The organism is Promicromonospora kroppenstedtii (assembly GCF_044389675.1).
GTDB classification, from domain to species: Bacteria; Actinomycetota; Actinomycetes; order Actinomycetales; family Cellulomonadaceae; genus Promicromonospora; species Promicromonospora kroppenstedtii.
Window position 1 is genome coordinate 54,294 of sequence record NZ_JBIRYI010000019.1, and the last position, 20,833, is coordinate 75,126.

Sequence of the window (20,833 nt, forward strand, 5' to 3'; positions counted from 1 at the left end):
GTCCTCTCGCTGCAGTCCTGCTTCGCCCTGGTCCTGTCTCGGCGGCGTCGGTCAGCGCGCCGTGAGGATCAGCGGCCCGTCCTCCGTGATCGCGATCGTGTGCTCCGAGTGGGCACCGCGCGAACCGTCCTCGGAACGCAGCGTCCAGCCGTCCGGGTCGGTGAAGATCTTGTCCGTGGTCTCCAGGAACCACGGTTCGACCGCGATGACGAGGCCCGGCTTGAGGGGGAACCCGCGCCCCGCGCGGCCGTTGTTCGGCACGTGCGGGTCACCGTGCATCGTGCGGCCCACGCCGTGCCCGCCGAAGTCGGTGTTGACCGAGTAGCCGGCCGCGTGCGCGACCTCCGCGATCGCCGCGGAGATGTCGCCGATCTTCCCGCCCGGCTGCGCGGCGGCGATGCCGGCTTCCAGCGCCACCTCGGTGGTGCGGATCAGCTTGGCGTCGCGGTCGGCGCGGGCCGGGTCCGGCGTGCCGACCACGATCGACAGGGCGGAGTCGGAGACCCAGCCGTTCACGGAGGCCGCGAAGTCGATCGACAGCAGGTCGCCGTCCTGCAGCGCGTAGTCGAACGGCAGGCCGTGCAGCACGGCGTCGTTCACGGACGTGCAGATGACCTTGCCGAACGGCATGGCCCCGAACGACGGGTGGTAGTCGATGTAGCACGACTCGGCGCCCTGGTCGCGGATCATCTTGTGCGCGATCTCGTCGAGCTCGAGGAGGTTGACCCCCACGCCCGCTGCTTCGCGGACGGCGAGCAGCACGTCGGCGACGAAGCGTCCCGCCGGGCGCATCTCCTCGATCTCGCGCGGCGTCCTCAGCTCGATCATGTCCGTCCTTCCGTAGGGGCACCAGTGATCTGGCGGCACAAGCCTACGTCCCGCCGCCGACACGCCGTCGTGCCTGCGCTGAGACGTTGCGTGCGCGCTACCCGGGGCTTCACCCGTCTTGGGCGGCGGGCGCGATTGCAACGATTTCGTAATGCAAGGTGATGCTGTATGGGCTTGCATCGGATCGGAAACCACGGTTGCGTTGAGGGCGGGCAACCCGGCAGTCTGCCGGTCCGTACCCGCAAGTCAGAGGGTTCTGAGCCCACGAAGCAGTGGAGGAGCACGAGATGACTATCCGGATGGCTTCCAAGCGCCGAGCGGTCGCCGTGGCGGCGACCGGCGCGAGCCTGGCCCTGGTCCTTGCGGCCTGTGCCGACACCAACGACGGCGGGGGCGAGGACGGCGGCGGCGAGGCCACCCAGGCCACGATCGACTGCGCCGCCTACGAGGAGTTCGGCGACCTCGAGGGCACCGAGGTCAACGTCTACACGACGATCGTGGAGCCCGAGGCAGAGACCCAGACGGCGTCGTACAAGCCGTTCGAGGACTGCACCGGCGTGACGATCAACTACGAGGGCTCTCGCGAGATGGAGGCCCAGCTGCCCGTGCGTGTCCAGGCCGGCAACCCGCCGGACATCGCGATCCTGCCGCAGCCCGGCCTGCTCCAGACCCTCGTCAACGACTACGACGCGGTCCTCCCGGCGCCGAAGCAGGTCGAGGCGAACGTCGACGAGGGCTGGTCGGCGGAGTGGAAGGAGTACGGCACCGTCGACGGCACGTTCTACGCCGCGCCGCTGGGCTCCAACGTCAAGTCGTACGTCTGGTACTCGCCGTCGATGTTCGCCGACGCCGGCTACGAGGTGCCGACCACCTGGGACGAGCTGATGGAGCTCACCGCCACCATCGCCGAGGGCAACGAGGGCGCCACCCGCCCCTGGTGCGCGGGCATCGAGTCCGGTGACGCCACCGGCTGGCCGGGCACCGACTGGATCGAGGACGTCGTGCTCCGCACCGCGGGCCCGGACGTCTACGACCAGTGGTACACCCACGAGATCCCGTTCAACGACCCGCAGATCGTCGACGCGTTCGACACGGCCGGCGAGATCCTCAAGAACCCGGACTACGTGAACGGCGGGCTCGGCGGCGTCGACTCGATCGCCACGGCGACCTGGACCGACGCGGGCTACCCGATCCTCGACGGCAACTGCTGGATGCACCGTGCCGCGAACTTCTACCAGACGCAGTGGCCCGAGGGCACCGAGGTCGGCCCGGACGGCGACGTCTACGCGTTCTACCTGCCGGCCCAGACGGCCGACGAGAAGCCGACGCTGGTCGCCGGTGAGTTCATCGGCGCGTTCACCGACCGTCCCGAGGTGCAGGCGTTCCAGACCTACCTCTCCAGCGCGGACTGGGCGAACGCCAAGGCTCTGGCCACCCCCGCCGGTGGCTGGGTGAGCGCCAACAAGGGTCTGGACCCGGACAACCTGGCCACGGACTTCGACCGGCTGTCCGCCGAGATCCTCGCCGACCCGGCCACGGTGGCCCGCTTCGACGCGTCGGACCTCATGCCGGCCGCCGTCGGCACCGACTCCTTCTGGAACGGCATGGTCGAGTGGTTCGCCAGCGACGAGAGCAGCCAGCAGGTGACCGACACCATCGAGGACTCCTGGCCCAAGAACTGACGCCCGGACCTCGACCATGACGCGCGGAGGCGTGGGACTTCGGGTCCCACGCCTCCGCCGTCCTAGGCTGAGGGCCGGACCAGTCAAGGACGACCGGACCAGGACAGCGACAGGAGATAGCCATGGACTGGCTGCTGCACGCCGGGGACGACCCCGCGCACAAGTTATTGCTGATGCTCATCGCGATCGTGCTGTTCGTCGTGCTGATGGGCATCATCCTCTTCGTGGTCGACCGACCACGGAACCCTTCTCGCTGGTTCGTCGGCTTCGGGTTCACGGGCGCGGCGCTGCTGTTGCTCCTGCTCGGCCTCGTGTACCCGGCGATCCGCACCATCATCAACTCGTTCATGAACCGCAACAGCACGGAGTTCGTGGGCCTGGACAACTACATCCAGACCTTCACCGAACAGCGGTTCCTCATCGTGCTCGGCAACACGGCGCTGTGGGTGCTCGTCGCACCGCTCGTGGCCACGTTCCTGGGCCTCGTGTACGCCTACCTGGTCGACAAGAGCCGGTTCGAGGCGGTCGCCAAGGGCCTGGTGTTCCTGCCGATGGCCATCTCCATGGTGGGCGCGTCGATCATCTGGAAGTTCGTCTACGAGTTCAAGCCCGCCGGCGTGAACCAGACGGGCCTGCTCAACCAGTTCATCGTCTGGCTCGGCGGCGAGCCGCAGCAGTTCCTGCTCAGCCGGCCGCTGAACACCTTCCTCATCATGGTGGTGTTCATCTGGATCCAGGCGGGCTTCGCGATGACGCTGCTCTCGGCGTCGATCAAGGCGATCCCTGACGACATCGTCGAGGCCGCACGGCTCGACGGCGTCTCCGGGTTCGGCATGTTCTGGCGCATCACGATCCCGAGCATCCGGCCGGCCCTCGTGGTGGTGCTCACCACCATCGCGATGACCACGCTCAAGACGTTCGACATCGTCAGAACCATGACCGCGGGCCAGTTCAACACCTCGATCGTGGCCCTGGAGTTCTACGACCAGCGGTTCCGGCAGAACGAGGCGGGCCTGAGCGCGGCGCTGGCCGTGCTGCTGTTCGTCATCGTGGTCCCGGTCATCATCTACAACGTGCGCCAGCAGCGCCTCTCGGAGGACGTCCGATGAGCACCGTCGAAGCAGCGACTCCTGCCCCCGAGGTGCCCCGCCGCACGTCGAGCCTCAACAACCGCGCCCGCAAGGCACGCAAGGCCCTGTCCAACCCGTGGGCGAGCACGCTCGCCGTCGTCATCGCCATCCTGTGGACGCTCCCGACGGTCGGTCTGCTCATCACGTCGTTCCGCCCGGAGCTGGACATCCGCCAGAGCGGCTGGTGGACCGTGTTCGGCTCCGCGTTCGCCGGCGAGGGCGTCTTCTCGCTGAAGAACTACGAGACCGCGCTGTTCGACGGGTCCACGAACCTGGCAGTGTTCTTCGTGAACTCGTTCGTGGTCACGCTGCCCGCGGTGTTCATCCCGATCACCCTCGCCCTGCTGGCCGCCTACGGGTTCGCCTGGGTCGACTTCAAGGGTGCGGACTTCCTGTTCATCGCGGTGTTCGCCCTGCAGATCGTCCCGATCCAGATCACGCTCGTGCCGCTGCTGTCGGCCTACGTGGACCTGGGCATCAACGGCTCGTTCTGGACCATCTGGCTGTCGCACTCGATCTTCGCGCTGCCACTGGCGATCTTCCTGCTGCACAACTTCATGAAGGAGATCCCCAGGTCCCTGATCGAGGCGGCGCGGATGGACGGTGCCGGCCACGTGCAGGTGTTCTTCCGGGTCGTGCTCCCGCTGCTCACCCCGGCGCTGGCGGCGTTCGCCATCTTCCAGTTCCTGTGGGTGTGGAACGACCTGCTGGTCGCCCTGGTCATGGGTGACCTGAAGACGTTCCCGCTCACGGTCCGGGTGGCAGAGCTCGCGGGTTCGCGCGGTGGGGACTGGCATGTGCTGTCGGCCGGTGCGTTCATCTCGATGGTCGTACCGCTGATCGTGTTCCTGTCCCTGCAGCGCTACTTCGTGCGCGGCCTGCTGGCGGGTTCCGTCAAGGGCTGACGCTGCCGCAGTCCCCTTCGAGGCCCGGGTTTCTCCTCTTTGACGTCGCTCAAAGAGGAGAAACCCGGGCCTCGTCCGTCATGCCGGCGCGGCCTCGCGGGCCAGCAGGCTCTCCTTGACCGGCAGCCCGTAGCGGAAGCCGCCCAGAGTGCCGTCGGTGCGCAGGATGCGGTGGCACGGCACGAACAGCGCGGCCGCGTTCATGGCGCACGCCCCGGCCGCGGCGCGTACGGCCGCCGGCCGCCCGGTCCGTACCGCGTACTCGCTGTACGTCAGGCGCTCGCCGGGCTTGACCTCCCGCAGCACGTCCCAGGCGTGCGTCCGGTACGGGCCGCTCGCCTGCAGCACGGGGACGCGGCCGGGCGCCCCGTGGTCGCCGTCGTAGTAGGCGCGGACGGCGTCCGCCGCCTCGGCGAGCAGGCCCGCCGGGGCGCCGGCGTCGGCCTGGTCCGCGCCGGACGGGCGCAGGCTCGGGTGGACGAGCGCCAGGAGCGAGCCGACGTCGTCGGTCCAGCCCGCGGCGAGCACCTGCTCCGTGGCCGGAGCGCCGCCGTCGACGGCAGGGACGGCCGCGACGACGACGCTGAAGGGCCCGTCGGGGGTGGTGAGGGTCGTGGTGTGCATGTTCTTCCTTCCAGGGGTCGAGTTGTCGGACGCACAGGTCACCCGGGTGACCGGTAGGTCTGACGGGTCAGGCGGAGCGCCACAGGTGCATCGCGGCGTAGGAGCGCCAGGGCGCCCAGACCGCGCCGCGCAGGGCGAGCTCCTTGAACTGATGGGGGCGGGAGGTCTCCGCGGAGACCAGCCCGAGGTTGCGGGCGCCGGACAGCAGGGCGACGTCGCCGTCCATCAGGACGTCGGGGTCGCCGAGCACGCGCAGCGCCACGTATCCAGCGGTCCAGGGGCCGATCCCGGGCCGGGCCACGAGGCGACGCCGCAGGTCGTCGGGGTCGTCGCCGACGCTCAGCGTGAGGCTGCCGTCCGCGAGGTCCCGGGCCGCGCCGAGCACGGTCGCCAGGGTCCGGGCGGGCAGGCGGAGATAGGCCGAGCCGTCCTCGGTGCCCGGCCCGCCGCCGGGGCCCCGCCCAGGGGGACCGGCGATCTGCCTCGGGGTGGGGAACAGCCTGGTCAGGCCCTCGAACGCCGAGGCGTACGGGGTGCCTACGCCGTGCGCGAGCCGCGTCAGGTGCGTCCGCGCGGCGGCGACGCTGATCTGCTGCCCCACGATCGCGCGGACCAGCAGCTCGGCCGGGTCCAGCGTGCCGGGGACCCGGATTCCCGGGACCGCCGCGACGGACGGCGCGAGCACCGGGTCGGCCGCGAGCGATGAGTCGACGGCGACCGGGTCCGCGTCGAGGTCCAGCAACCGCCGCACCCGCGCGACGGCGACGGGCGCGTCCGCGAGGTCGGCGAGCTCCAGGTCCAGGTCGACGCGACCGCTGCCGGGCCGGGGCACGCGCACCTCGAACGCGCCGGGGCCGTGCGGCAGGACGACGGTCCGGGCGTACCGGAGCACGGGTGCGGCGGTACGTGCCTGGCCCGCCGGGGCGGGCGTGCCAGGGGCGCCCAGGTCCGCGGACTCCACGCCCTCGATCGCGCGCACGGCCAGGAACTCCAGCACGCCGCGCGCGTCGAACGGCTCGCGGACGGGCAGCGTGAGCGAGATCCGTACGGGCTCGCCGGCCGCCATCGCGACTTCGGTCGGATGACCTGAGCTCGGTCCGTCAACCGACCGGGCTCGCGACGTCGGACCGATCTCACGGGCGGCGTGCGAGCCGGCGGCGTGCGAGCCGGAGGCGCGTGCGCCGGCTGGGCCCGATCCCACCGGGCGCCGGGCCCGGGCCCGGAGCTCGGACGGCGTCGCGCCGAACACCTCGGCCACGGTGTCGTTGAACTGGCGGATCGAGCCGAACCCGGCCGCGAAGGCGACGTCGGCCAGGCGGAGCGAGGTGCCGACCAGGAGGGTGCGCGCGGTCTGCGCGCGCTGGGCGCGGGCGAGAGCCAGCGGCCCCGCGCCCAGCTCCCCGACCAGCAGCCGGTGCAGCTGCCGCTCGGAATACCCCAGGCGCTGTGCCAGGCCGGAGACGCCCTCGCGGTCCACCACGCCGTCGGCCACCAGCCGCATCGCGCGGCCGGTGAGGTCGCGGCGCAGGTCCCAGGCCGGCGTGCCCGGCGCGGCCTCGGGCAGGCACCGCTTGCACGCGCGGAACCCGGCCTCGTGCGCGGCGGCGGAAGTCAGGTAGAACCTGACGTTCTCGGCCTTCGGCGTGCGGGCCGGGCACGACGGCCGGCAGTAGATACCGGTGGTGCGGACCGCGGTGTAGAACTGCCCGTCGAAGCGGGAGTCGCGCGCGGCGATGGCGCGGTAGCGCTCGGTGAACGCGGGATCGCGGAGCTCGACGTCGGTCATGCCCACCATCCTGCGCCCCGTGCGGACGCGGCGGCTAGCGGGATTCGGACACGGCAGTGCGGCCCGCCAGCCGCGCCTCGAGCCCTTCGCGGACGCCGGGCCACTCGTCGGACAGGATCGAGAAGTACAGGGTGTCGCCCTCGGAACCGTCCGGGGCGATCCGGTGCGCCCGCAGCCGGCCCTCCTCCTGCGCGCCGAGCTTGAGGATCGCCGCGCGGGACCGCGTGTTCCGCGCGTCGCAGCGCAGCGCGACCCGGCGCAGCTCCAGCACCTCGAAGGCGTGCCGCAGCAGCATCAGCTTGCATGCCGGGTTGGTCGCGCCGGCCCACCAGTCGCGGCCGTAGAACGTGGACCCGATCTCGACCCGCCGCTGCCGGGCGCTGAGCTCGTAGAACCGGGTCGAGCCGCGCACCTCGCCGTCGGGTCCGAGCACCGCGAACGCCAGGTGGTCCGGGGCCGCGAGGGCGGCGTCCACGTACGCCTCCATGGCGGGGACGGTGTCGGGGAGCGCGGTGGTCATGCCGGCCCAGAGCCGGACGTCGACGAGCCCGGCCAGGGCCGGCGCGTGCCTGTGCGCCAGCGGTTCGAGGCGGACGTCGTGGGCGGCGAGGTGGAGATCGTGCTGCATGGCGTCATCCCACCACGACCGCGACGCGCCGGGCCGCCTTGTCCGCGTCCCGGGCCGCCGCGTGCGGAACCGGTCAGCGCAGGTCCCGCAGGTACGCCGCCGCGCCCCCGTAGCCCTCGGTCCGCCGCTCGTCCAGGGTGGCGATGATGAGCAGCACCCCGCCCGCCGCCGCGAGCGTGAGCATCCACGGCACCGCGGAGATCTCGGTGCCGAGCTGGCTGACGAACACGATCAGCACCTCGATCGGGAGCACCCAGACCCCGAGCAGGAACGGCGCCGCGAGCCCGCGCCGGGACCCCACCAGCACCCCGGTCAGCGCCACGGCGACGACGAGCACCGCGCGCCAGGTCTGGGGGTCGGTGAACGTCGCGAGCACCGAGGGCCCGAGCAGCGCCAGGATCCCCGGCCCCAGCAGGGCCCACGAGCCGGTCCAGCCCACCGGCCAGCCGACCAGGGTGCGCTCCGGGACCGGGGCGGAGCCGGGCCCGCTCACCCTGGTCCGGGCCTCCCACTCGCCGAGCGCGAAGCAGCCGGCCACGACGAGCCCCACCCCCAGCGGCACGGAGAACACCTCGACCCGCAGCTCGCGCGGGACCCAGGCCGCGATCCCCACGGCCAGGGCGGCCATCCAGACGGCCCAGGACGGCACGCCCGTGGTGTGCCCGCGCAGCAGCCGCCGCGCGACCACCACCAGGAGCACGAGCAGCGCGACCTCCAGTACCCACAGCGCAGCGATGGCACCCCAGTGCGGTTCCGTGTTCGCGACGGCCCCCACGGTCAGGAACACCAGCGCCGGGACCCGGCCCGCGGCGTCGAGTACCCGTAGCAGCCGGGCCGACGAGGCGCCCCGCCGCACGCCGTTCACCGCCACCAGCGCCAGCGCACCCGCGACGACGGCCCAGCCCAGGCCGGCCGCGAACCGGAGCCCGGGCTCGCCGTCCGGCGCCGCCGCCACCTGCAGCGACTCCACGGTCAGGCCCACGCCCACCAGCAGCACGGCCCCCGCCAGCAAGGCGCGTGCCCTGACGGACCACCCGGCGGACACGAGTGGCCACCTGCGCAGCGCGACGATCGCGATCGTCAGGACCACGCCGGTGACGAGCAGGATCCAGGCGCGCGGGTCGCCCGGGCGTGTGCCGAGGGCCAGCGTCAGGTCGCTCGGCACCAGTGCGAGCACCAGGCCCGCGGCCACGAGCCGCCAGCCGTGGCTCCCGCCACGCCGGGCCAGCAAGGCGCCCACGAGCACCGCCGCCACGGCCGGCGGCAGCGTGTAGGCCTCGACGAACCGGACGCCGCCGTCGGCCAGCGCGGTCCAGACCGCCGCGGTGGCGAGCGCTCCGGCGAGCCACCAGACGCGGGTGCGGTCGGGCTCGCGCGCCACCACCCCGGCGCCGACGGCGAGGAGCAGCAGCACGGCCACGGCGATGTCGGGCCCGGCCGAGGGGCGGCCGTACGCCAGGCCGATGGTGATCGCGCCGGTCACCAGCACGCTCGTCTCCAGCGTGGCGCGCACCAGCGCGCCCACCATGCTGCCGTCGGTCACGCGCGCGGAGAGGAAGGCCGCCACCCGCGGCGCCCCGCCCGCGACGACGGCGGCCACCGCCGCGATCACCGGCAGCAGCACGGGCGAACCGCTGCCGGGGAGCAGCACGGCGCCCGCGCTCACGACGGCCACCGAGACGGTCGGCAGCACCAGGCCCGCCGCGATCACCCGCACGGCAGGTGCGAGGCCCGTCCGACGGGTGAGGAGCAGCACCAGCTCCAGGACGAGCATCGCCGTGGCCGCCCCCGCGGACCACCAGGTGCGGTCGAGCACCACGGTGTAGACCCCGAGCGCGAACGGCACGGCGGTCACGCCGAGCACGGCGAACCACTCGCCGCGGGTGACGCGCGTGCCGACGGTCACGGCGACCGCCGCCATCGACGCCGCGGCCGACACCGTGCACACCGCCGCTACCCAGCCGAATCCGAGCCACCCCAGCCAGACCCCGCCCACGACCAGCGCGTACGCGTACGCGCCGCCCACGAGGGCGGGGTGGACGGCGCGCGGCAGCGCCGCGCGCGCGGCCAGCACCAGCGGCACGGCGACGACTGTCGCCACCAGCACCGAGGGCCGGCTCTGCCAGGAGCCGACCGCCAGCAGGCCGAGGGCCACGCAGGCCCCGGTCAGCGCGGCGGGTCGCCAGGACGCGCCCTCCGCCGGGCTCATCGGCGACCCGCCGAACCGGGTGGTGAACCCCGCGGCCCGGCGCAGGCCGTCCAGCGCGGCCCGCACGCCGGTGACGGCGCCGCGCAGCGGGCGCCAGGACCGGTCCGGGTCGGCGGTCGCGGCGAGCAGCACCGCGGCGAGCAGGGCCAGCAGCGTGAGGGAGGCAGCGGCGGTCAGCCGGGTGTGCAGCGCGGCGACGACGGCCAGGCCGACCGTCACCCAGGAGGCCAGGCCCCTGGCGTTGCGGACGAGCGGCGCGGGGACGGCCGTCGCCGGCCCTGCCGCGATCCCCAGCCGGGCGGCAGCCAGCACGAGCAGTGCCAGGACGACCACGCCGAGCGTGGCGGCCGCCCGGGCGTCCAGCGACAGGTACGGGCCACCCAGCGGGCCGTCGTCCAGCACCACCGCCGGGGCCGCACCGAGCGGCCCGACCAGGACCTCCGGCACGCGCTGCGCGGCCGACCACATCGCCGGGACGGTCGCGACCACGGCGACGAGCCAGGCCGCGAGCAGCAGGTCGGCGCGGGTGCGGGCCGCGGGCACGAGCAGGCGGGCCCGCGCCGCGACCAGGACGGTCAGCACCACGGCGAGCACGGCCCAGGCCACGCCTGCCGCAGCCGGCAGCACCCAGACGAGCTCGGCCCCCTCCCAGGCCCCGAGGCACATGGCCGCGACCGCGCCGAGACCTCCCGCGACGAAGGTCCACCACCGGCGGTGCGTGCCGCGCCGCAGCACGGCGGCGACCACGGCGGTGACGGCCAGCACGGCGGCCTTCTCGGCGTCGCCCGGAACGCCGGCGAGGAACCGCGCCGGCGGCACCAGGAATGTCGCGCCGACCGCCAGCAGCGCCCCGAGCACCTGGACCGCCTCGAGCAGCCCGAGCTCGACCCGTAGCGTGGAGCCGACGCGCGGTCCCGTGACCCGCGCGACGACCGGGCCGGCCAGCGTGGCCAGGGCGACGAGCAGGGCGCCCGCGGCGACGGCCCACGGCAGTTCGACGGTGTCGTCCGCCAGGGCGAGCGCGGCCGGGAAGGCCGCGAACGGCGCCGTGAGCAGGCCCGTCGTGACCCAGGGCCGTACCCGCAACGCGTGCCCGGCGGCGACCGCGCCGACCGAGACGGCCGCCCACCAGAGGGCGAAGGGCAGCGGGGCGAGGTCGGGCAGGGCGAAGATCGCGACGAGCGCCCCGGGCACGGCCACGGCGCGGACCACGCCCAGCACCCGCGACTCCCACCGTGGCACGACGCCGAGGCGCTCGCCGACCCGGCGCAGCGCACCGATCGCGCCGTGCGCCACGAGCGCCGTCGCGACCAGGGCGAGGATCCAGACCCAGGCGAGCAGGCCGACGTCGGACAGGCCCGTGGCGAGCAGCACCGGGGCCAGCGGCGCGGAGAGGGCTCCGGCGGCGACCCACGAGCGCACTCGCAGGCGGCCGCCGAGCACCACGAGCGCCGGGGCGAGCAGCGCGAGCAAGGCAGCCCGGGCGAGGAACGGCTCGACGCCGCCGAGCAGGCCCGCCTCCAGGCCGAGCTCCGCGCAGACCCAGCCCAGCGCGACGGCGAGGGTGCCGACGGCCTCGGCGGACGACCGCAGGCCGGCCCGGCGCATCAGCGCCGCAGCCACCACGGAGGCGACCGTGACCAGCAGCGTCGCGACGGTGCGGAGCACGAGCTGGTCGGCGAGCGTGAAGAAGACGAAGACCACGGCGGACACCGCGAGCAGCGCGGCGCCCACGCCGGCGAGGATCGGCTGGAGGGCCACGGTGCTGGGCGGGGTCGCCGGTCGCGCGGGCTCGACCGGGCGTGCGGAGCCGTCCGCGCTCCCCGCGCTCACCACCGTTCCGCCCCACGCACCGCCTGGCACCGCATCGCCCGGCGCCAGGCCGGTCTCGGGCGCCTTCGCCGTCCCGCGGGGTGTGCGCCGAACCGGGGGAGCTTCGCCGCTCCATGCGACCACGCGCTCCGGTGCTGCACTTCGCCCGGCCGCCCGCTGCTGCCCCGCCTTGGCGCCGGCGGTTCCTGCCGCTCGGCCCGCGGCCTCCGCCTTGCGCGCGTACGCGGCCGCCGCGGGCTGCTCGGCGCGCATCTGGTCGAGGATCCGCTGCCGCTCCCGGATGGCCCGTTCGACGGCGAGCGAGGCCTCGTGGACGTCGATCCCGCGCCGGCCGCCGAGGTCGAGCGCGCAGGTGCCGCAGACCGCGCCGCGCAGGGGCGCTCCGCACGCGGGGCAGGACACGGTATCGGGCAGACGCCGCAGCGCGTGACTCACCCACGTCTCTTCCATGGGCGGAAGCCTGGCGGAGCCGGACGTCACCGGGGTAGCCCGGCACGCAAGGAATCGGTCACAGTTTCATGCCGAATGTGTGCTTCGCCCGTCAACCCGGCGGCGTCAGACGTGCGCGTCCAGCCAGTCCAGCACCGTGCTCAGGTACTTCTCGCGGGCCGGCTTCGGGGACAGCGCCAGGTCGTGGGCCCCGCCCTCGATGACGGCGATCTCCACGGTCTGCCCCAGCCCCGGCGCGCGGGCGTGCATGTGCGCGACGTCGAGCACCACGTCGGTGCCGAGCTGTTCGGCGATCTCCCCGGCGTCGGACCCGGTGCGGCCGCTGGTGCACACGAGCACCGGGCACCGCACGTCCAGGCCGCGCCCGACCGCGCGGTGCCCTCGCCGGATCGCGGCCAGCCAGCCGGCGCGGACCGGGAACCCCGCGTACGGCTTCCATCGCAGGTCGTAGTCCCACTCGCCGCCGGAGCTCGTGTGCAGGGCCCGGCCGTAGCCCTCGCCGAGCCGGGACACGATCAGCCGGGGCGAGACCCGTCCGAGCACGTAGACGGCCTGGGTGACCAGGGTCCGGTCGGACCAGCTCCCCTTGAGGTCGAACCAGGGGCTGTTCAGCACGAGGGCCGTCACCCGGTCAGGGCGCGCGTTCGCGTACATCGAGGTGATGAGCCCGCCCGTCGAGTGGCCCAGGAGCGCCAGCCCGGAGTGGCCGTCCGCGGCGATCACGTCGGCGGCCGCGTCGAGGTCCTGTGCGTAGAGCTCCAGGCGGTTGATCATGTTGGCGTCCCGGCCCGCCGCCGTCCACGCGTCCATGGACCGTCCGTGACCGCGCAGGTCGACGGCGTAGAAGGGGTAGCCCCGCGCCGCGACCGCCTCGGCGAGGTGCCGCTGGAAGAAGTAGTCGGTGAACCCGTGGACGTAGAGCACCGGCGTGCGCCCGGTCACCGGCCCGTCCTCGGGCGTGTAGCGGATCAGGGTGGCCTCGGCGCCGCCCGGGAGCCGGAGCGTGCGGGCCTCGAAGCCCGCACCCAGCACGTCCTCGGTCCAGTCGTTCACCCGGCCAGTGTGCCCGACAGGCGCGGCGTGCGGCCAGACGACCGGCGCTCCTGGCGCAGCGCGGGCAGGAAGCACAGCGCGCCCAGGGTGCTGAACACCCCGCCGATGACCATGGCGGCCGGGATCGAGAGCAGCCCCGCCGCCCAGCCGAGCGCCGGGGCGCCCAGGGAATAGGCCGCGAACCCGACCATGGACGCCATCGACAGCACCGTGGTCCGGTTCCGGGACTCGGCCTCGCGGTGCAGCAGAGCCTGGTAGGCGGGCCCGCACGCGCCGTGCAGCCCGTAGGTGACCAGGTAGGCGGCGATCAGGCCGACCGGGCCGAGCGCGAGCCCCATCCACACGGCTCCGAGCCCGTTGAGCACGCGCGCCAGGATCGCCGTCCGGGCCACGCCCAGGCGCGGCGTGAGGAGACCCGTCAGCGCCGCCCCGCCCGCGAACACGGCCCATCCGGCGGCCGCGACCGGCCCGGAGACCGCGGCCGCGGCCTCGGTCCCGCCCAGGAGCTCGGCCAGCCGGATCGGCTGGAACGTCTCGAAGATCACCATCCCCACGCTCCAGAACACCTCGACCAGGAGCAGCCAGCGCAGCACCCGGTTGTCCCGCGCCAGCCGTAGGCCGTCGCGGATCACCCCGGGCGCCTGGCGTGCGGAGTCGAGCACGCGTGCGGCCACGCCACCGCTACGCCGCTTGCCCGGCGACGGCGACGGCGCCGGCGTCAGGGCCGGTGCCGCCCCGGGCCCGGCCGCCCCGGCGTCGGCCGCGGCGTCGGTGACGCGGGCCGCGTCGTCCGCCCCGGACGGCGCGCCGCGCGGTGTCTCCCGGACCAGGGCGATCACGGCGACCAGATGCACGATCGAGAGCGCGGCGTAGACCGCGTAGGGCAGCACGAGCGAGGACCAGGCCTCCAGGGGGTGCCACCAGACGAGGCCGCCCGAGACCAGGGCGCCCGCGGCGATGGCCACCCCCAGCACGGTGCCCTGCGCGGCGAGCGGGCGGTCGACGTCGGCCCCCGGCTCGGTGGCGTGCACCGTGTCGACGAACCAGGACTCCAGCGGCCCGGAGTCGAGCGCCCGGAAGACGCCGGTGACCGCGGCGGCCAGGGCGAAGGCCCAGAACGTCTGCGCGGAGAGGAACAGCGCGGCCGCCGCCACCTGCAGCACGGCGGCCGCCACCAGCATCGGGCGGCGCCCGAGGGAGTCGGCGAGGCCCGCGGTCGGCAGCTCGAGCGCGAACACGACGAACCCGGTCAGCGACAGCGCGGTCAGCGCCTGCGGCACCGACAGGCCGCGCTCGATCGGCAGCAGTGTGGTGACCGTGACGACCAGCCCGACGGGGAACCAGCGGGTCAGGGTCAGCAGCAGGAAGACCTGCCGGGCGCGGCGCGGGGTCAGGGGGGTCATGACCGGTCCTCCCGGGTCGTGCCGCCGGTCGAGTCGTCCGCGGTGTCGTCGACGGTCCGGTCGGCGCCCGCCTGTCCGGGCACGTCGTCCGCCTCCAGCGGGTACATCGCGTGCCAGAACGTCATACGGCGCGCACCCGGGCCGGGCGCCGCGTCGTGGTAGCGCGCGAAGAGCTCGTCCAGCTCGGCGCGCAGCGCTCGGAGCTGTTCGGGGTTCACGGTCACCCAGGTGTCGCCCATGCCGGTCGCGTCCTGCCACTCGTCCGGCCACGACTCGGCGACGTCGAGCCAGTGCCCGAACTCGGTGCTGAACAGGCGCAGGTAGTCCCGCTCCAGCCAGCCGAGCGCGGTGGCGGCGTCCTCGTCGTGCGCCAGCTCCGTCCGCTCCCAGCTGTGGGAGCTCGTGGCCGCGCGCCAGAGGCGCTGCTTGCCGGCGCCGTCGCCCGTGTCCGTGACCAGGCCGACGGACTCCAGCTTGCGCAGGTGGTAGCTCGTGGCGCCGGTGTTGGTGCCCAGGGCGTTCGCGAGCGTGGTGGCGGTCGCGGGGCCGCCGCGCCGCAGGGCGCCGAGCAGGCGCGAGCGCAGCGGGTGGGCGAGCACCTTGACGGCCTCGGGGGTGAGGCGGAAGTCGTCCGGGGAAGCGGTCATACGTGCACAGTACGCGTGCACAATCTCTGTGCACAAGAGTCGTGCAGAAAAATTGTGCACGGAGATGACGAGTCGACCCCGCGGTCGGCCCGCGGTGCGTCAGGTCAGCATGACGACGGCGGTCACCACGCCCGCGACCACCACCAGCACCCGGAACACGCTCGGCGGCATCCTGCGCCCGATGCGCGCGCCCACGTACCCGCCCACCACGGAGCCGGCGGCCAGCAGCCCGATCGCCAGCCAGTCCAGGTCGGCCACGACCACGAAGATGACGGTCGCGACCAGGTTCGCCGCGAGCAGCGCCACCGTCCGCAGGGCGTTGATGTTCCGCACCGCGAGGTCGGTCCCGAGGCCCAGCACGGCGGCCATCATGACGCCGGCGCCGGCCCCGAAGTATCCGCCGTACACGCCGGTGAGCACCGAGAAGACGACCGTGGCCGGCGACATCCCGTGCCGCAGCCGGGTCGGTTCGTCGCGGGTGCGCCGCAGCCACCGGCTGATCCAGGGCTGCACGCCCACCAGCAGGCAGGAGGTCAGGATCAGCCAGGGCACGATCGCCTCGAACACCCCCGGCGGCAGCGCGAGCAGCAGCACCGCCCCGGCCACGGACCCGACGGCGCAGGTCACGAGCACGATCACGGCGACACGCGGGTGCTCGCGCAGCTCCTGCCGGTAGCCGAACGACCCGCTCAGCCCGGCGGGCACCAGGCCCACGGTGTTCGACGCGTTCGCGACCACGGGCGGCAGGCCCACGGCCAGCAGCACCGGGAAGCTCAGCAGCGACGCGACGCCGACCGTCGTCGACAGCACGCCCGCGCCGAACCCTGCGCCGAGGACCGCGAGGTGCTCCCAGCCGGTCATCGCTCGTCCCCCCGCAGCAGGGCGACGTCGCTGACCATCTCGACGTGCGCGTGCATGGCGGCGGCGGCGGCCTCCGGGTCCCGGGCGCGGATGGCGTCCGCGATGGCGCGGTGCCCGGTCAGGGAGTTGCGCGGCCGGCCCGGCTGCGAGAGCGACTCGATGCGGCTCTCGCGGATCAGGCTGGCGATCTCGCGCATCGTCTGGGCCAGCAGGTCGGAGTGTGCCGCGGCGGTCACGGCGGCGTGGAACTGCTCGTCGGCGTCCACCCCGCGGTCACCGTGCTCGATCGACGCCGCCATGGCGTCCAGGGACGCGTCGATCGCGGCGAGGTCGTCGTCGGTGCGGCGCTGCGCGGCCAGGGCCGCGATCTTGGTCTCGAGCGCATCGCGGATGTCGATGATCTCGGGCATCCGGTCGGCGTGCGCGCGGATCGCCTCGACGATGCGGCTCTCGCTGTGCTTGCCGGTGAGCACGGTGCCGTCGCCGTGCCGCACCACCACGACACCCACCACCTCGAGCGCCACGAGGGCCTGGCTGAGGGTCGCTCGGCTGACGCCGAGCCGGGCGGCGAGCTCACGCTCCGGCGGCAGGCGGTCGCCGGCCTTCAGGCCGTTCTGCCTGATCCACGTGGTGATCTGTTCCGCGACCTGCTCGTAGAGGCGGGTGCGGGCCAGCGGGGCCGGCAGTTCGGCGGAAGCCTTCGGGGTCACTGTCCGAGAGTACTTGACAGAAACCGGACTGGACTATTGGCTAGGCCACTGATCCATCGTGCCTCGTCGGTCAACGGTGACCGCCACGATGAAGACAGAGGAGTTCTCATGGGTCCTGAGTGGATCGCGATCATCGCGCTCGTCGCGTTGTTCGTCGCCGGGACAGTCCTGCCGATCAACATGGGCGCGCTCGCCTATGTCGCGGCGTGGTTTGTCGGCGTCTTCGCCTTGAACATGGACGACAAAGAGGTTCTCGGCGGCATCAGCGCCGACCTCGTGCTCACCCTGATCGGCGTCACGTACCTGTTCTCCATAGCCAAGAACAACGGCACCGTCGACCTCATCGTCAGTCAGGCGATCAAGGCCGTCGGCGGCCGGGTGGCCCTGATCCCCTGGGTCATGTTCGCCGTCACGGCGGTGCTGACCGCCATCGGCGCGGCCAGCCCGGCCGCCTGCGCGATCATCGGCCCCGTCGCCCTCGGCTTCGCCCGCCGGTACAAGATCAACCCGCTCATGATGGGCATGTTCGTGGTGCACGGCGCCCAGGGCGGCGGGTTCTCCCCGATCAGCATCTACGGCACCATCACCAACTCCGTGATGGCGGACGTCGGCTACGAGGGCACCGAGATGGCGGTCTTCGTCTCCTCGCTCGTGATCAACACCGTGATGGCGGTCATCCTGTTCCTCGCGCTCGGCGGACGTCAGCTCATGAGCGAGCGGGTCGACCCGGCGGACGCCTCCGGACACCTCGTCGAGGACCTGCACACGGGCGGCCGGTCCGTCGTCGCCAGCGGTCAGGGCGCGTCCGTCCCGACGATCACGCGCGGCCTCGGCGTGCGCCGCGACCACGTCCTGACCCTCACCGCGTTCGCCGCGGTCGCCGTGACGGCGCTCGCGTTCGACATGAACATCGGCTTCGTGTCGATCACCGCCGCCGTCGCACTGGCCATGCTCTCCCCGAAGCAGCACAAGGACGCGGTCAAGCAGATCGCGTGGCCCACCGTCCTGCTCGTGGCGGGCGTGAGCACCTACGCGACGGTCTTCACCGAGGCCGGCGCCCCCGAGTACATCGGCCTCTGGGCGGCGGGACTCGGCATCGCCGCCGTCGGCGCCCTCGTCCTGTGCTACGTCGGCGGGGTCGTCTCCGCGTTCGCCTCGTCGACGGCGCTGCTGCCCGTGATCATCCCGATCGCCGTGCCGCTCATCGCCACCGGCGGCGTCAGCGCGTGGTCGATGGCGGCCGCCCTCGCCGTCTCCTCGACCATCGTCGACGTGAGCCCCTTCTCCACGAACGGAGCCCTGATGCTCGCCAACCGCCCCGACACGATCTCGGAGCAGACCTACTACAAGCAGATCCTCGGCTACGCGGGGATCGTCACTCTCGTGGGACCGCTGCTCGTGTGGGCCGTCCTCGTCCTGCCGGGCTGGTGAGCACCATGGCCGGACCCCTGGACGACGTCGTCGTCGTCGACCTCTCCCGGGCGCTGGCCGGGCCGCACGCCACCATGATGCTGGGCGACCTGGGCGCGCGCGTCGTCAAGGTGGAGGTGCCCGAGCGGGGCGACGACACACGTGGCTGGGGCCCGCCGTTCGTCGGGCAGGAGGGTGCGCGCGAGTCCACGTACTTCCTGTCCGCGAATCGCAACAAGGAGTCGATCGCGCTCGACCTCAAGGCCGACGCCGACAGGGCGACGCTCCTCGAGCTCGTCGACCGGGCCGACGTGCTCGTGGAGAACTTCCGCCCCGGGGTGCTGGACCGCCTCGGCCTGGGTGTCGACTCCCTGCTGGAGCGCAACCCGCGCCTCGTCGTGCTCTCCATCACCGGGTTCGGGCACGACGGGCCGGAGGGCGGCCGCGCCGGGTACGACCAGATCGCCCAGGGCGAGGCCGGCCTCATGTCCCTGACGGGCTCCGACCCGGACGACCCGCAGCGCGTGGGCGTGCCGATCGGCGACCTGCTGGCCGGGATCTACGGCGCGTACGGCGTGCTCGCGGCGCTGCACGAGCGGCACCGCACCGGCATCGGGCAGGTCGTGCGGACCTCGCTGCTGGCGGCCGTCACCGGGGTGCACGCCTTCCAGGGCACCCGGTGGACGGTCGCCGGGGAGGTGGGGCGGGCGCAGGGCAACCACCACCCTTCCATCGCGCCGTACGGTCTGTTCCGCTGCCGTGACGGCGCCGTCCAGATAGCCGTCGGGTCCGAGGCGCTGTGGCAGAGGTTCTGCCTCGCGTTCGGCCTCGACCCCGACGCGGAGGGCCTGCGGAGCAACCCCGAGCGGGTGGCCCGCCGCGACCAGGTGATCAAGGCGGTCGAGGGCGTCTTCGACGCCTACGACGCCGACGACCTGCTCGCGCGGCTCGCCGACGCCGGGATCCCGGCGGGCCGGGTGCGTACGCTCGACGAGGTGTACGCATGGGAGCAGACGGCGAGCCAGGGCCTGCTCGTGGACGTCGAGCACACGAGCCTCGGCCGGCTGACGCTGCCGGGCCCGCCGCTGCGCTTCTTCGACGCCGACGGCGCCGAGGTCACGCGGCGCGAGCACCGGGCGCCGCCGGTACTGGACGAGCACGCCGCCCGGATCCGGGCGTGGCTCGACGCGTCGGGGGCGGCCGGTGCGCCGGGGGCGGCGGGTGCGCCCGCGCCGGAGGCCGGGCCGTGACGCGGCGCTGGACGGCGCGCGAGCTGCTCGACCTGGTGCTCGACGGCGGCAGCTTCGAGTCCTGGGACGAGCAGGTCGACACCTCCGGGCACCCGGCGGAGTACCGCGCGGTGCTGGCCGCCGCCGCCGAGAAGGCCGGCACCGACGAGTCCGTGCTCACGGGCCGCGGGCGCGTGCGCGGCCGGCCCGTGGTGGTGGTCGTCAACGAGTTCCGGTTCCTCGGCGGCTCCATCGGCCGGGCCGCGGCCCAGCGGATCACCGCCGCCGTCCGGCGGGCGACGGCCGAGGGGCTGCCCGTGCTGGCCACCACGGCGTCGGGCGGCACCCGGATGCAGGAGGGGACGCCCGCGTTCCTGCGGATGGTCGAGATCTCCCGCGCCGTCATGGACCACCGCGACGCCGGCCTGCCGTACCTCGTCTACCTGCGGCACCCCACCACGGGCGGCGTCTACGCGTCCTGGGGCTCGCTCGCGCACCTCACGGTGGCCGAGCCGGGCGCGCTCATCGGCTTCCTCGGCCCGCGCGTGGTCGAGGCTCTCACCGGCAAGGCCCTGCCCGACGGCGTGCAGTCCGCCGAGAACCTCGCCGCCAAGGGCGTGCTCGACGGCGTCGTCACGCCCGAGAGCCTGCCCGCGCTGGTCGAGCGGGCGCTCGCGGTGCTGGTCGACCCGCCGTCGGAGCCGGCGCTGCCGCGGCGGACGGGTGAGCCGTCCGGGACGGCGTCGGCCTGGGACTCCGTGCTGCGCACCCGCGCCGAGGGGCGCGTGGGCGTGCGCGATCTGCTGCGCCACGGGGCGTCGGGGACGGTGCGGCTGTCCGGCACGGACGAGGGCGAGCGGGACGAGTCGATGCTGGTCGCGCTGACGCGGCTGGACGGCCGGCCGTGCCTCGTCGTCGGCCAGGACCGGACCCGGCAGTCCGAGCGCACCCCCATGGGGCCCGCCGCCCTGCGCGTGGCGCGCCGGGCGATGGGACTGGCCGAGGAGCTGCGGCTGCCGCTGGTCGCGGTGATCGACACCCCCGGGGCCGAGCTCTCGCAGGCCGCCGAGGAGGGCGCGCTCGCCGGCGAGATCGCGCGCTGCATGGCCGCGCTGACCCGCATGACCGTGCCCACGCTGTCGGTGATCCTCGGCCAGGGCTGCGGCGGCGGGGCGCTCGCGCTGCTGCCCGCGCAGGCTGTGATCGCGGCCGAGCACGCGTGGCTGTCGCCGCTGCCGCCCGAGGGCGCGAGCGTCATCGTGCACGGGGACACCGCGCACGCGGCGCAGATGGCCGAGGCGCAGCGCGTGCGGGCGGTGGACCTGCTCGCGGAGGGCGCGGTGCAGCGCGTGGTCCCGGAGCACGACGAGGACACGGTGCGCGACGTCGCCGTCGCGGTGGCGGCGGAGTGCGCGGCGGTGCTGGCCGGGCTGGCCGGTCGGTAG

16 protein-coding genes are annotated in these 20,833 nt (G+C 73.9%); 6 read left to right on the forward strand and 10 right to left on the reverse strand.

What is annotated here, in order from left to right; translation table 11 throughout:
* Positions 1-51: 51 nt before the first annotated feature.
* Positions 52-828 (reverse strand): type I methionyl aminopeptidase, encoded by a 777-nt coding sequence (map, locus tag ACH47X_RS24050; protein WP_397407592.1) that lies wholly within the window; start codon positions 826-828, stop codon positions 52-54.
* A gap of 287 nt (positions 829-1,115) precedes the next feature.
* Between map and ACH47X_RS24055 the strand changes: the two genes are divergently transcribed.
* The 3 genes from ACH47X_RS24055 to ACH47X_RS24065 all read left to right on the forward strand — a co-directional run bounded on the left by ACH47X_RS24055 (position 1,116) and on the right by ACH47X_RS24065 (position 4,545).
* Positions 1,116-2,510 (forward strand): ABC transporter substrate-binding protein, encoded by a 1,395-nt coding sequence (locus ACH47X_RS24055; RefSeq protein WP_397407594.1) that lies wholly within the window; start codon positions 1,116-1,118, stop codon positions 2,508-2,510.
* Between the two features lie 122 nt (positions 2,511-2,632).
* Positions 2,633-3,619 (forward strand): carbohydrate ABC transporter permease, encoded by a 987-nt coding sequence (locus ACH47X_RS24060; protein WP_036962588.1) that lies wholly within the window; start codon positions 2,633-2,635, stop codon positions 3,617-3,619.
* Positions 3,616-4,545: a carbohydrate ABC transporter permease gene (locus tag ACH47X_RS24065; RefSeq protein ID WP_036962590.1), complete on the forward strand. Its 930-nt coding sequence runs from the start codon at positions 3,616-3,618 to the stop codon at positions 4,543-4,545. The genes ACH47X_RS24060 and ACH47X_RS24065 overlap by 4 nt, the downstream gene beginning before the upstream one ends.
* Before the next feature lie 78 nt (positions 4,546-4,623).
* Here the strand turns inward: ACH47X_RS24065 and ACH47X_RS24070 are convergent, their stop codons facing one another.
* The 9 genes from ACH47X_RS24070 to ACH47X_RS24110 all read right to left on the reverse strand — a co-directional run bounded on the left by ACH47X_RS24070 (position 4,624) and on the right by ACH47X_RS24110 (position 16,749).
* Positions 4,624-5,169, reverse strand: coding sequence for a methylated-DNA--[protein]-cysteine S-methyltransferase (locus ACH47X_RS24070; protein WP_397407597.1), 546 nt, complete (start codon positions 5,167-5,169; stop codon positions 4,624-4,626).
* Between the two features lie 67 nt (positions 5,170-5,236).
* Complete coding sequence (locus ACH47X_RS24075) at positions 5,237-6,955, reverse strand: DNA-3-methyladenine glycosylase 2 family protein (RefSeq protein WP_397407599.1); 1,719 nt, start codon at positions 6,953-6,955, stop codon at positions 5,237-5,239.
* A gap of 34 nt (positions 6,956-6,989) precedes the next feature.
* Entirely contained in the window at positions 6,990-7,583 is a 594-nt protein-coding gene (locus ACH47X_RS24080; protein WP_397407601.1) for a GNAT family N-acetyltransferase, read from the reverse strand.
* Between the two features lie 73 nt (positions 7,584-7,656).
* Complete coding sequence (locus tag ACH47X_RS24085; RefSeq protein ID WP_397407603.1) at positions 7,657-12,075, reverse strand: SCO7613 C-terminal domain-containing membrane protein; 4,419 nt, start codon at positions 12,073-12,075, stop codon at positions 7,657-7,659.
* Between the two features lie 105 nt (positions 12,076-12,180).
* Positions 12,181-13,128, reverse strand: coding sequence for an alpha/beta hydrolase (locus ACH47X_RS24090; RefSeq protein WP_397407605.1), 948 nt, complete (start codon positions 13,126-13,128; stop codon positions 12,181-12,183).
* Positions 13,125-14,531, reverse strand: a complete 1,407-nt coding sequence (locus ACH47X_RS24095; protein WP_397407607.1) for an MFS transporter — start codon at positions 14,529-14,531, stop codon at positions 13,125-13,127. Before ACH47X_RS24095 ends, ACH47X_RS24090 begins: the two co-directional genes overlap by 4 nt.
* The gene (locus tag ACH47X_RS24100; protein ID WP_397407609.1) at positions 14,528-15,178 is read right to left on the reverse strand and encodes an ArsR/SmtB family transcription factor; all 651 of its coding nucleotides are present in this window, start codon (positions 15,176-15,178) and stop codon (positions 14,528-14,530) included. The genes ACH47X_RS24095 and ACH47X_RS24100 overlap by 4 nt, the downstream gene beginning before the upstream one ends.
* A 99-nt stretch (positions 15,179-15,277) precedes the next feature.
* The gene (locus ACH47X_RS24105) at positions 15,278-16,039 is read right to left on the reverse strand and encodes a sulfite exporter TauE/SafE family protein (RefSeq protein ID WP_397407610.1); all 762 of its coding nucleotides are present in this window, start codon (positions 16,037-16,039) and stop codon (positions 15,278-15,280) included.
* Complete coding sequence (locus tag ACH47X_RS24110) at positions 16,036-16,749, reverse strand: FadR/GntR family transcriptional regulator (RefSeq protein WP_397407612.1); 714 nt, start codon at positions 16,747-16,749, stop codon at positions 16,036-16,038. The genes ACH47X_RS24105 and ACH47X_RS24110 overlap by 4 nt, the downstream gene beginning before the upstream one ends.
* 108 nt (positions 16,750-16,857) lie before the next feature.
* On the opposite strand from ACH47X_RS24110, the gene ACH47X_RS24115 reads away from it, so the two are divergent.
* The 3 genes from ACH47X_RS24115 to ACH47X_RS24125 are packed head-to-tail and all read left to right on the forward strand — an operon-like array spanning position 16,858 to position 20,833.
* Positions 16,858-18,180: an SLC13 family permease gene (locus ACH47X_RS24115; RefSeq protein ID WP_397407613.1), complete on the forward strand. Its 1,323-nt coding sequence runs from the start codon at positions 16,858-16,860 to the stop codon at positions 18,178-18,180.
* Between the two features lie 5 nt (positions 18,181-18,185).
* Positions 18,186-19,409, forward strand: coding sequence for a CaiB/BaiF CoA transferase family protein (locus ACH47X_RS24120; RefSeq protein ID WP_397407614.1), 1,224 nt, complete (start codon positions 18,186-18,188; stop codon positions 19,407-19,409).
* Positions 19,406-20,833: a carboxyl transferase domain-containing protein gene (locus ACH47X_RS24125; protein ID WP_397407616.1), complete on the forward strand. Its 1,428-nt coding sequence runs from the start codon at positions 19,406-19,408 to the stop codon at positions 20,831-20,833. The genes ACH47X_RS24120 and ACH47X_RS24125 overlap by 4 nt, the downstream gene beginning before the upstream one ends.